The organism is Aquimarina longa SW024 (genome assembly GCF_001401755.1).
In the GTDB taxonomy this organism is placed as follows: Bacteria; Bacteroidota; Bacteroidia; order Flavobacteriales; family Flavobacteriaceae; genus Aquimarina; species Aquimarina longa.
The window spans coordinates 121,109-133,872 of sequence record NZ_KQ474106.1 but is presented as its reverse complement, the minus strand read 5'-3'; the positions used below and the strand labels follow the sequence as shown (position 1 = coordinate 133,872).

Annotated in this window: 7 protein-coding genes; 3 read left to right on the top strand and 4 right to left on the bottom strand. The window is 34.2% G+C overall.

What is annotated here, in order from left to right; translation table 11 throughout:
• Window positions 1-3 precede the first annotated feature (3 nt).
• The 4 genes from N456_RS21735 to N456_RS21720 all read right to left on the bottom strand — a co-directional run bounded on the left by N456_RS21735 (window position 4) and on the right by N456_RS21720 (window position 9,351).
• Complete coding sequence (locus N456_RS21735) at window positions 4-3,069, bottom strand: SusC/RagA family TonB-linked outer membrane protein (protein ID WP_062062083.1); 3,066 nt, start codon at window positions 3,067-3,069, stop codon at window positions 4-6.
• A gap of 211 nt (window positions 3,070-3,280) precedes the next feature.
• On the bottom strand, window positions 3,281-4,330 hold the full coding sequence (locus N456_RS21730) for a hypothetical protein (protein ID WP_148639408.1): 1,050 nt from the start codon (window positions 4,328-4,330) through the stop codon (window positions 3,281-3,283).
• A gap of 13 nt (window positions 4,331-4,343) precedes the next feature.
• The gene (locus tag N456_RS21725) at window positions 4,344-6,071 is read right to left on the bottom strand and encodes a SusD/RagB family nutrient-binding outer membrane lipoprotein (protein ID WP_062062079.1); all 1,728 of its coding nucleotides are present in this window, start codon (window positions 6,069-6,071) and stop codon (window positions 4,344-4,346) included.
• A 16-nt stretch (window positions 6,072-6,087) separates the two neighbouring features.
• Complete coding sequence (locus tag N456_RS21720; protein WP_062062077.1) at window positions 6,088-9,351, bottom strand: SusC/RagA family TonB-linked outer membrane protein; 3,264 nt, start codon at window positions 9,349-9,351, stop codon at window positions 6,088-6,090.
• Window positions 9,352-9,747: 396 nt separating this feature from the next.
• On the opposite strand from N456_RS21720, the gene rpsL reads away from it, so the two are divergent.
• Genes rpsL through fusA form a run of 3 tightly spaced genes read left to right on the top strand, consistent with a single transcriptional unit; the run spans window position 9,748 to window position 12,761 of the window.
• Entirely contained in the window at window positions 9,748-10,122 is a 375-nt protein-coding gene (gene rpsL, locus N456_RS21715; protein WP_024770883.1) for a 30S ribosomal protein S12, read from the top strand.
• A 23-nt stretch (window positions 10,123-10,145) separates the two neighbouring features.
• Window positions 10,146-10,622 carry a 30S ribosomal protein S7 gene (gene rpsG / locus N456_RS21710; RefSeq protein WP_024770882.1) on the top strand — a complete coding sequence of 159 codons (477 nt, stop codon included), beginning with the start codon at window positions 10,146-10,148 and terminating at the stop codon, window positions 10,620-10,622.
• A gap of 12 nt (window positions 10,623-10,634) precedes the next feature.
• Complete coding sequence (gene fusA, locus N456_RS21705; protein ID WP_062062074.1) at window positions 10,635-12,761, top strand: elongation factor G; 2,127 nt, start codon at window positions 10,635-10,637, stop codon at window positions 12,759-12,761.
• The last annotated feature ends 3 nt before the right edge of the window (window positions 12,762-12,764 follow it).

Sequence of the window (12,764 nt, the reverse complement as noted above, 5' to 3'; positions counted from 1 at the left end):
ATTTTAAAATTCGATATCTAAACCTACCGTATATGATTTAACTTGTGGATAACTAAATTGAGAAAATGCTCCAGCTACAAACCCATCATCACCAGGCTGAGAAGTTTCAGCAGAACCTAAACCAATTTCTGGATCTCCTTCATATTTGGTTATAGTCCATAAATTTTGCCCTTGAGCATATATTCTCATTCCAGAAATAGGTAACATTTTTAATACAGTTTCTGGAAAATCATATGATAATGTTACATTTCTTAAACGTATGTAATCTCCTTTTTGTAAAAATCTGTCAGATCTTTGGTTAGAAGTAGCTCCAAATAAAGGACTAGGTAAAACTCCAGTATCTCCAGGTTTTTTCCAATAATTAAATGCATCTACACTTTGATTCCTGTTAATCCCATTTGGAGACAAAGTAGAGCTTCTTTGATTATTAAGGATATAGTTTCCTGATTTATATACAAAATCTGTTCTTAGACCAAACCCTTTATAATTAATAGTAGTATAAAATCCTCCTTCTAAATTAGCTTGCGGAGATTTTCCTTTTAGTAATACGGCATTACTAGCACTGTATGTATCTGTAACATTTCCATCTAAATCAAGAAATAGTGGTTTTCCATTATTAGGATCAACACCAGCATATCGTACTAAAAAGAAAGAATTTATTTCCTCACCCTCTCTTAGAATAGTTCTAGTCGAAGTAATGTCCTGACCACCTACTAACTTTTTAACTTCATTATCAATAATACTCATAGTTCCTCCGACAGTCCATTTTAGATTTTCATTTCTGATTATATCAGCATTGATACCAAATTCAAACCCTCTATTCTCTATTTCTCCAACATTTGATACGATAATGTTTTCTGGATCAGTGTCATCTCTAACAGCAGGTAAACCTCCTACAGTTGCCGATATTGGTCTAGGTAATAAAAGATCATCTGATTTTTTGATGTAGTAATCAAATGCTCCCGTAATTCTGTTGTTCCATAATCCGAACTCAAGACCTATGTTTAATTGTGATTGAGACTCCCATTTTATGTCAGGGTTAGCAATAATAGTTGGTAGAGCAGTAGATTCACCATTATAAGTTCTATTAAATGATAATAGATTTAAATATAAGAATTCATCGATATTGTCATTACCAGCAGTACCATATGATACTCTAAGTTTTAAATCATTGAAAAAAGAATCTGATAGGAAATTTTCTTTAGCAAGGTTCCAAGCAGCACTACCACTATAGAAATATCCATACTTTTCCTTTGGTCCAAATCTAGTTGATCCATCTCTTCTTATTGATCCAGATAAAATGTATTTACTGTCATAATCATAATCAACAAGTAATGCTTGACCAAATATTGCATTTTGTTCTCTGTCAGTGTCAGCTTGAGTAGGTTCTGCAGCTACTATTTGGTAGTTAATATCTGGAGAAGGAAATCCTCTACTTCCTGCAATTAAAGATGTCAATGTTCTCTGGAAGTATTCTACTAAAAATGAAGCTCCAAAATTGTGTGCATCTCCAAAAGTTTGCTGATAACTTAATATATTAGATATGTTAAATTCTAAATCAATAGTTTGAGTGTTTCTTTGTGTACCAGGGAACTTTCTAGAACCAACAAACTGTTGTAATACTCCACCTCCTAAAGATGCTTGGTATCTATTAAATCGTCTGTTACTAACTCCAACTTTAAATGAGTTAGAGAAGTTTTCTGATAAAGTAATATCTGCGGATAAATTACCTAAAGTAAGTAAGTTTGTAGCAGTATCTGGTTCTGTAGTTATTGCTCTGGCTATAGGGAAACCTGTATTAGTTGGACTGATCACAGGGTTTCCAAATCCATCAAGTACGATATTTCCTTGGTCATCTCTTGAGTATAATGGATCATAAGGATTGTAGTCATATACTCCTCTAAAAGGGTTTTGAACATTATTTCGATCTCTTGGTCTGTCATCTGTAAATCTACTAACAGCAACATTAGCACCTATTCTTAACCAATCTTTAGCTTGATATGAAGTGTTTAGTCTTGTTGAGATACGCTCATATCCCTTAATACGATCAATAATACCGCTATTTTTATCATATCCTAATGAAAGGAAATAATTGAATTTTTCTGATCCTCCAGAGATAGACAATGAATTTGATTGAATATAACTATTTCTCAATAACTCTTCTTCCCAATCAGTATCATAAGATATTAATCGAGCACGTTCTTCTTCAGAAGCAGTTGCTCCAGGTAACCTTGCAGCAGCTGTAACACCTAATGCAGCGTATTGTCTTTCCAATTCTAATTTTTGTGAAGCATTCATCAAATCAAAAGGATCCTTAATTCTTTTTGCAGAACCTATAGAAGATCTAAATATAATTTTTGCTTGACCTGTTTTTCCCTGTTTTGTTGTTATAAGTACAACACCATTTGCAGCTCTTGAACCATATAAAGCAGAACTCGCAGCATCTTTAAGAATAGAAAAGTTTTCTATATCATTAGGGTTGATGTTAGGAATGTTATCATCATCCATTGGTATTCCATCAACTATATATAAAGGAGAGGTGTCGGCAGAAAGTGATCCAATACCTCTAATTTGGATATAAGCAGTTTGTCCTGGTCTTCCATTTGCTGCAGTAACCTGAACCCCAGCAGCTTTTCCTTGAAGCATATTGTCAATACCTGTTGATGGTACTAGATCTTTAACATCTGAAGCAGCAACACTAGATATAGCAGTTGTCGTAAGTGTTCTTGATTTAGCTCCAAAAGCTTGTATTACAACTTCTTCTAATTCTGCAGCAGAAGCAACCAATTGAACATTAATAACATCGCTGTCTTGTACTGCTGAATCTTTAGTCTCGAAACCAACATAACTAAAAGAAAGCACAGCGCCTCTATTAGCCATAATTGTGTAATTACCATCAAAATCGGTTTGAGTACCATTTGCTGTGTTTCTCACCACAACATTAACTCCTGGTAGAGGTAAACCTTTATCATCGGTTACCGTACCTGAGATTGTTTTCTCTTGTGCAAATGTTATTTGCACTACAAACGCTAGAAATAGCGTTAAAATTCCACTAAACTTTGTTCTCATTTTACAATTTATTTGAATTAGCCAGTTCCAAAAATCCTAATAATATCTTTATAAAACAACTTTTTGATATTAAATTTTAAATTGATGTTAATATGATATATCTAAATTGTTATGAGTTTTTAAGGTTGATTTATAAAAGAATTGCAAAGATCTTTGCAATTCTTTTATAAATCTGTATTCAAACTGGTCTCTTGATTGTTTTTGTTAGATCTTAATTGTCAGTTACTTTAAGCAATTCAGGCCAAGGTTTGTTATCTGATCGAGTTAGTGTAACTGTTCCTCTATCTCCAGCAGAATTACTAAACTTTATTGTAATATCTGCACCTGCTATGTTTGTGATTGCATAGCTATAACTGAATTCTTCTTTTTTACTAGTACTTTCTTCAACAATGATTTTATCATCAGCCACTAGTTTTGTGCAATCCCATATGATTTTGCCCTTTTCAAAATTTATAGATGTAAAAGTATTAGCATAACAATTGTTAAATTGTCCAAAACTTAGATCTGTTGTTTTGTATACACCTCTTTTATCTGTTTCTGACCATGTTACTACTCCACTTGGTAATGCCATGCTATCACACTGACTTCTCCCTCCAGGAGCAGATGTTAAAGAGGTTACAGTATAAGTATGGGTTCCCGCAAGACTTTCTGTTATTGTGCATCCAATAGTTGTTCTGTAAGTGTAGGGAGAAGAGAAATAAGACCCTCCAGAAATGTTACCATTAGCATCATCTACAGAAAAAGACCTTCCATCAGTTAATTTGAGTACAAACCTAAGGGCAAAGTCATCTTTTCCTTGAAGCTTACTTTCGTCAACCCCTGTAAATGAGATTAATTCATCTGCGGTGAATACAATTGTAGTAATAGGAACACCTCTATCTCCTGTTGTGAAATCTGAAGCTTTAAGTGTTCTTATTAAACCTTCTTCTGTGGATAAATTACCATCATTATCATCTATTTTGCCATCATTATTAGTGTCGACTCTTGTGTTTTCAACAAAGCGAGCATAAATTTCAACAATATCTAGTAGCTTGCCATTTTTGCTATCTTGTTCTTCTAAGGTAATTGTGTAGTTAGCTTCATCATCAAACTTGAGAGTTGTATTGTTGTATATTAAATTATTATCTATATTGATAGTTCTTAATACACCACCACTAGTAATCCCATCAAGTACTGTATCTATTGTTTTGTCGTCACTACTACATCCAAATATAAAACTTGAAAGGAGTGCAATATTTAGGTATTTAACTATTTTTTTCATTTCTATAATATTATTAATTAGCAATAGGGAATGTTGGTGAGTCGGCATTCTTATCCCAAAATACTTTTTGATTTACATTTGGTTTTGGGTCTACAGAAGAATTGTTTGTTGTTAAATCTGAAGGATAAGGGAAAGATCTTATGAAATTACCTGTTGCAGGAAAAGGTTCGATATTTGGTTGTAGGGTAGTCGGGTATCCAGTCCTTCTATAGAAGTTAAAAGCATCAATACCGTTTCCGAATAAAGATATCCAATATTGTTCTGCTACAATATTCCATCTGTCCTTAGGAGTTGTAGCAGCATCAAATTGAGCAAGCTTGTTATTAATAAACGTAGAAATATCAGTAGTGTTTGGTTCAAAACTTAAATTTGCAGTATTGTCAAGTGATCCAAAAGTAGTTACTTTGGCTATTGATTTTGTTAACCCACTAGAAAATGCTGTTCTAGCACTCGAAATATCCATTTTTCCTAAAGCTACTTCCGCTATCATAAACTCCACCCAAGATGATAATAATATAGGAGTGATCCCAGCTCCTTTTCCTCCATCGCCTTGCTGAGTTCCTTTGAAACTACTATCGTCAAAGCGTCCAGCAGCTGGGTATACTCCAAAATTTGTTCGTTTAAACCCATCAGGAGGAGTCCCATCATCATCACCATGGTCTCTTCCCCAATACCCATTGTTTAAAAAACAAAATGTAAATCCACCATCTATATAATGTTGAGGAGGACTTTCTAATGAACAACTTAGAGTTTCTTCGTCAGGAGCTGTTTCTGCTCCAGGAACGACATTGCTTTGTCTGTAATAGTAATATCTTATTCTTGGGTCATTAGCATTAGACATAAGATTCATCAACCAGTTAGACATATATTCATCAGCACCATCTCCTTCATAATTATTAGCATACCTTGGATGACGGTTGTCAGGTTGAATAACATTTGTACCCCACTTAAACTGAAAATCTTCATCCATGTTTTTTATATAATCACCTGTGTCAACAATTTTAGTGAAGTTTGAAATTGCATCATTGTCAACAAGACTTTTTTGTAAGTAAATTTTCATTTTGATAGTGTTAGCAACTTTGATCCATTTTTCCCAATCGCGACCATAATAAAAATCATTTTTAGGAGTATTTGGGATGTCTTTTTTGAAATTTAATATAGCATCATCAAGTAGAGTTATAGCACTGCTATATACTTCAGCGCCACTATCTAATTTTGGATTTAGATTATCAGCCCCTTTTAATGCTTCACTATATGGAATGTCACCAAAAAAGTCAACTAATGTTACGATGATATAAGCTTCAATTACTTGTGATATTCCTAAGTGATAGTATAGCTTATCTTTTGTAGCTATTGGATGTAATGCTCTGATATCGGCTAGTATTCCATTAAATTTTTGACTATGTTCATTTTGGTCATCATACGATTCTCCTGTAGATTGGTAAGATCCACTCCATACATCATTAAAATCAGAAGGAGAATATGCATTTTGGTAATCTCTACCATACATATTATCTATTCTAACAACCTGACTGCCAATAGCACCAAAGCGTTCTATGACTTTTCCAAAATCAATCTGAATTGAGTTAAGGAATAGATCAGGATCAGATTGATTAGGATTAAGAGAATTTGGATCTTCAGTAAGATTTAATTCTGTGGTTTCACAAGAAATGAACAATAATCCAAAAATAAGGATAAAGATCACTGATGTTTTGTGTGATATATATTTTAATACATTCATGATTTTTATTTTTTTATTAGAAAGAAGCTTTAATACTCATACCATATCTTTTTGAGCTAGGTCCGTTTAGGAAGTCAAACCCTCGACCATTACCAACTCCAAGTCCAGCTACATTAGGGTCAAAATTAGTCCCGTCAGGTATGTTAAATGCATTAAACCATAAGTTATACCCTGTAAAGTTTATACTAACTGATCCAAAAGGAGTTTTGTTTAAAAATTTCGAAGGAATTGTATAGCCTAAAGAAAGCTCTTGTAGTCTCAAGACGGTTCCGTCAAATACTCCTAATTCATCAGGACCAAATAGAACATTAGAGAAATAAAATGTAGAATTGTTTATTTGAATATTATTTTTAGAACCATCATCACGAACTCCAGGTAAGATAAATGAGTTTTCTCTATCTACAGTGTCTGTAGTCAGTCCTCTACCTAAAAGTGTTGATACAGTTCTAGAGTAAATATCCCCTCCTTTTATAAAGGAAAACAAAAAGCTTAAGTTGAAGTTTTTGAAAGAGAAAGAGTTGTTTACATTCAATAGGTAATCAGGATTAGGATCTCCAATAACAAATGTTCCTTCTTCTTCTCTGTAATTACCTGCATCATTAATAATAGGATTGCCGTTATCATCTCTTTTGATGCGACTACCTACAATTACCCCAAGAGGCTCTCCTTTTATAGCAGCATTACCGAGGTTAGAAAAACCTGAATATATAATGATATCAGTATCACTACCTAGGTCTTCAACCGTAGTTTCGCTAGTAGTAAAGTTTACATTGGTATTCCAGACAAGCCCATCTTGTGGTTGTCTAATGATGTCAATACCTAAATCTACCTCAAACCCATTACTTTTGATTTCTCCGATATTTTCACTTCTTATGGTGGCTCCTGTAGAAGGATCTAAAGGTCTATCTATAATAAGGTCTTTTGTAATACGATTATAATATGAAGCATTTAAATTAATTCTTTTTCTGAAAAAACTAGACTCTATACCAAATTCTATTTCGTTTAGCTTTTCAGGCTTCAAATTAGGATTTCCTTCTCGAGAAGGAGTGGAGTCGGTAACAATATCGTTACCGCTATCAGAATTTTGGAAATTTTGAGTGTCAAGATCTAAGGTTACAGCTACAGGATATCCAGTTGGGAAATTAGCAGAAGTCCCATATCCAGCTCTAATTTTAAGATAATTTATTCCATTATCAGTTCTCAACCCTTCAAATGCTGATGTGGGTAAAAAGGATACACTAGCACTAGGATAAAAAATAGATCTGTTTTCTGTCGTTAAGTTAGAGACCCAGTCATTCCTTCCTGCTAGAGCAACATAGAGCATTTTTTTATAATCAAAATTAGTTTGTCCATAAAGCCCAACTATATTTCGTTCTTGTTTAAATTCAATTTCATCTTGATTAAGAAAGTTTACATGCCTGAAAACATTAAATTCTACCTGACTACTACTAGCTACACCATTACGTTCTAGTACTTCTCTTCTACTAGTACCTCCAATGTTAAAATTCATTCCTATATCATCACTTAGTGCAAAATCACCATTTAGTATAATATTATGATCAAAAATAGTGTTAGTGTTAGTCCATGTTTGATAAATACCACTTCGTAATGCTGCATTGTCACTAACTCCTCCTTTATTTTGTTGATTAATATTTGATTCAGTATAATTGTCAAGCCCAAAACGATAGATTAGATTTAAACTGTCACTAAAATCATACTGTAACGTCCCATTACCAAATACTCGATTTGTAACTTGTCTGTTTAATGCGTTTTTAACAGTCCAAAGGGGGTGTTGTATACTATTATTTTGACGATAATAAACACTAGATCCATCCTGAGGGTTTTCGAAAGGTAGCCCTATAAGATCTACACTACGAGGAGTGAAGAATAATTCTCCAAAAACAGAAGACCCTGTTCCGAATGATCCATTACCTCTACTAGCAGATACTGGAGGTGATCTAAAATCTGTTTTGGAATAATTTAAAGTGTTTGAAATAGTGAAATTGTTAGATAGAGCAGCTTTTCCTCCAAATCCAATTGTATTTCTTCTTAGAACGTTTCCAGGAGTAAAACCTTCATCTTCCAGATAACTGTAATTTGCATTATAGCTTAGTTTATTATCTGTAGATGTTCCTCTGAAATTGATAGCAGTATTGGCAGCAGTTCCTGTTTTGAAGAAATTTTTTACACTATCATAAGGTCTCCATTCATAACGAGCTCCTGAGAATTCCGGAAAAGCAGCAGGAATACCCGTAGCAGAAGCAGCAGTACTATATGGGTGAGCTAGAGTTCCATCTTGATTAAAACCTTTGTTAGGATTACTATTAATGCCATTCCCCCAGCCAGCAACACCTTCTTGATTAAAACTAGGTCCCCAATTACTAAAAAACCACCCAAAAGCTTGATCAAAGCCATTTCCATATTGATTTTGATAATTTGGCAGAGAAGCTATTTTGTTAAAGAAGATTGAAGAAGTGATAGTTACTTCGTTTTTCTTAACAGCATTTCCTGCTGATCCATTTTTTGTAGTAATGAGAATGACACCATTTCGTCCAGCAGTACCATATAGTGTGGCAGCAGCAAGACCTTTTAAGACATTAACATTTTCTATACTATTAGGGTCAAGATCTAAAAACCTACTAGACCCTGAATTACCGTCTATAAAATCATTTTGACTATCTCCATCATTAGACCCCTGAGAATTTGTATCACTACTAAAAGGAACACCGTCTACAATAAATAGAGGTTGATTACTTCCGCTAAAGGAACTCAACCCTCTAATGACAATATTAGTTCCTGATCCAGAAAGACCATTCTGTTGAGTAATGTTAACTCCTGAAGCTTTTCCTGATAAAACACGACCAATGTCTCCTTCTGAGCGTTGCTCTAATTGTTTGTTTTTGATTTCAGCAACAGCATATCCAAGTGCTTTTTTCTCTCTCCGAATTCCTTGCGCAGTTACAATAACTTCTTCTAATTGAGAAGCCTCAGGTTCTAATTGTGTATTGATGGTGGTGTTATTTCCAATAGGAACCTCTTTATTGGAGAAGCCAAGGTAGCTAAAAACTAATATGCTGCCTTCAGGTGCTTGGATAGTGTAGTTTCCATCAAAATCTGATTGAACTCCAGTTTTAGTATTCTTTACTAAAATGTTAACGCCTGGTAAGGGTAAACCTTTGTTGTCTGTTATGTTTCCAGTTATGCTTTTTTCCTGTGCAAAAGAAAATTGCACGACTAATGCTGTAAAGAGCATTAGAATTTGCCTTTTTGATGATTTCATGTATGATTTATTTAAAATTAGCCTATTTCAAAATTCGTAATAAAATAACAGTAATAAAAGGATTTTATTAAAAAAAATGATATTTTTTTAATTTAAACTGTTAATTTATAATAAATTAATATTTATTCATTTTTTCTTTAAGAGTATCCTTGTGTGAAGATTTTTTAGGTTAGATTGGCTGATTTATGAGGGTGTAATGAGGGTGGTGTTTAGAAAATGATATTTGATTGTTTAATGAGTTGTAATTAATTTTGAAACAGCTATATTTTTGATTAGTATATTTAAAGGAATAAAAATTAATCTATTAGAGTTTGATTTACCGAAAAATAGTTCTACATTTGCACCCCCTTTTAAAAAGGGAAATTTTAAAAATTAATATATAGTGTAAAGCAAATTATGCCAACAATTTCACAATTAGTAAGAAAAGGTAGAGCCAAAATAACTAAGAAGAGTAAATCGGCTGCTTTGGATTCGTGCCCGCAACGCCGCGGTGTTTGTACGCGTGTTTATACTACTACACCAAAAAAACCAAATTCAGCTATGCGTAAAGTAGCTCGTGTTAGGTTAACAAATGGTAAGGAAGTAAACGCATACATCGGTGGTGAGGGTCATAACCTCCAAGAGCACTCGATAGTATTAGTTAGAGGAGGAAGGGTAAAAGATTTACCAGGAGTTAGATATCACATTGTAAGAGGAGCTTTAGACACCGCAGGTGTAGAAGGAAGGACACAACGTAGATCTAAATATGGTGCAAAACGCCCTAAGAAGTAATTAAAAAACTTTAAGAAGAAGACATGAGAAAAAGAAAGGCTAAAAAAAGACCGATTTTGCCAGATCCACGTTTTAACGATCAGTTAGTGACTCGTTTTGTAAATATGATGATGTGGGATGGTAAAAAATCGACAGCTTTCAAAATATTCTATGATGCAATTGATATTGTAGAAGAAAAAAAACAAAATGACGAAAAAACGTCATTAGAAATATGGAAAGATGCATTATCTAATGTAATGCCGCATGTAGAGGTGAGAAGCCGACGTGTAGGTGGAGCTACTTTCCAAATTCCTAATCCAATCAGACCAGACCGTAAAATATCTACTGCTATGAAGTGGTTGATTCAATTTTCACGTAAAAGAAATGAGAAATCTATGGCACAGAAACTTGCTGCAGAAATTATAGCTGCAGAAAAAGAAGAAGGAGCTGCTGTAAAGAAAAGAGTAGATACTCATAAAATGGCTGAAGCAAACAAAGCATTCTCACACTTTAGATTTTAATCATCAATAGAAATGGCTAGAGATTTAAAATATACAAGAAATATAGGAATTGCTGCGCATATTGACGCAGGAAAAACTACAACTACTGAGCGTATTCTTTATTATACGGGAGTAAGTCATAAGATTGGAGAGGTGCATGATGGTGCCGCTACAATGGATTGGATGGAACAAGAGCAGGAAAGAGGTATTACAATTACTTCTGCTGCTACAACTTGTGAGTGGAAGTTTCCAACTGAAAACGGACAGGTTATAGATGATACTAAAGGATATCACTTTAATATTATTGATACACCAGGTCACGTTGATTTTACAGTTGAAGTTAACCGATCTCTTCGTGTTCTTGATGGATTAGTATTCTTATTTAGTGCTGTTGATGGTGTAGAGCCACAATCAGAAACTAACTGGAGGCTTGCAGATAACTATAAAGTACCACGTATAGGTTTTGTAAATAAAATGGACCGTCAAGGATCTAACTTTATGGCAGTATGTCAACAAGTTAAAGATATGTTAGGATCTAATGCTGTGCCAATTGTAATGAATATTGGTGATGAAGCAGATTTTAAAGGTATTGTTGATTTGGTGAAAAATCGTGCAATTATATGGCATGATGAAACACAAGGATCTACATTTGATGTTGTCGATATTCCTGAAGAATTAAAAGCAGAAGCTGCTGAGTTAAGAGGTAAACTTATTGAAGAAGTTGCTGCTTATGATGAAGATCTTTTAGAAAAATTCATGGAAGACGAAGATTCAATTACAGAAGAAGAAGTGCATGCTGCGCTTAGAGCCGCTGTGATGGATATGTCTATTATTCCTATGATTTGCGGATCAGCATTTAAGAATAAAGGAGTTCAGTTCCTTTTAGATGCTGTATGTCGTTATTTGCCTTCTCCAACAGACAAAGAAGGTATTGTAGGAGTAAATCCAAATACAGATCAAGAAGAATTACGTAAACCAGACGTAAAAGAACCGTTTTCTGCTTTAGCATTTAAGATTGCTACAGATCCTTTTGTAGGGCGTTTAGCATTTTTTAGAGCCTACTCTGGTCGATTAGATGCTGGATCATACATCTTAAATAATCGTTCAGGTAAAAAAGAACGTATTTCTCGTATATATCAAATGCATTCTAATAAGCAAAATGCTATCGATTATATCGAAGCAGGAGATATTGGAGCTGCTGTAGGGTTTAAAGATATCAAGACCGGTGATACTATGTCTGATGAAAAAAATCCTATTGTTTTAGAATCTATGGATTTTCCAGACCCAGTAATTGGTATTGCGGTTGAGCCTAAAACTAAGGCTGATGTAGATAAATTAGGAATGTCTTTATCTAAATTAGCTGAAGAAGATCCAACTTTTACGGTAAGAACAGACGAGGCTTCAGGACAGACTATTATTTCTGGAATGGGAGAGCTTCATTTAGATATAATTGTAGATCGTTTAAAACGTGAGTTTAAAGTTGAAGTAAATCAAGGGCAACCACAAGTAGAGTATAAGGAAGCTATTACTCAAGCTGCAGATCACAGAGAGGTTTATAAGAAACAATCTGGAGGTCGTGGTAAATTTGCAGATATTGTATTTACTATTGAGCCAGCTGAAGAAGGTCAGGTAGGACTTCAGTTTGAGTCTACAATTAAAGGGGGTAACGTTCCTAAAGAATTTATTCCTTCGATAGAAAAAGGATTTAAAATGGCTATGGTTAATGGGCCATTAGCAGGATATGAAGTTGATGCTGTTAAAGTAACATTAAAAGATGGTTCTTATCACGATGTGGATTCGGATCAACTATCTTTCGAGCTAGCTGCTAAATTAGGGTTTAAGAACTCTGCCAAAGCTGCTAAAGCTGTGATAATGGAGCCAATTATGAAATTGGAAGTTATTACTCCAGAAGAAAATATGGGAGATATCGTAGGTGATCTTAACCGTCGTAGAGGGCAGGTAAGTGATATGGGAGATCGTGCAGGTGCAAAAACTGTAAAAGCGACTGTTCCACTTTCTGAAATGTTTGGATATGTAACAACATTAAGAACATTGTCTTCAGGTAGAGCAACGTCTACAATGGAATTTTCTCACTATGCTGAAACTCCTTCTAATATTTCAGAAGAAGTAATTGCAGCAGCAAAGGGTGTTAACGCTTAATTA

Coding starts and splice junctions, on each gene's coding strand:
- N456_RS21720 (WP_062062077.1), bottom strand. CDS start 9,351: ATGAAATCATCAAAAAGGCAAATTCTAATGCTCTTTACAGCATTAGTC.
- N456_RS21735 (WP_062062083.1), bottom strand. CDS start 3,069: ATGAGAACAAAGTTTAGTGGAATTTTAACGCTATTTCTAGCGTTTGTA.
- fusA (WP_062062074.1), top strand. CDS start 10,635: ATGGCTAGAGATTTAAAATATACAAGAAATATAGGAATTGCTGCGCAT.
- N456_RS21730 (WP_148639408.1), bottom strand. CDS start 4,330: ATGAAAAAAATAGTTAAATACCTAAATATTGCACTCCTTTCAAGTTTT.
- N456_RS21725 (WP_062062079.1), bottom strand. CDS start 6,071: ATGAATGTATTAAAATATATATCACACAAAACATCAGTGATCTTTATC.
- rpsG (WP_024770882.1), top strand. CDS start 10,146: ATGAGAAAAAGAAAGGCTAAAAAAAGACCGATTTTGCCAGATCCACGT.
- rpsL (WP_024770883.1), top strand. CDS start 9,748: ATGCCAACAATTTCACAATTAGTAAGAAAAGGTAGAGCCAAAATAACT.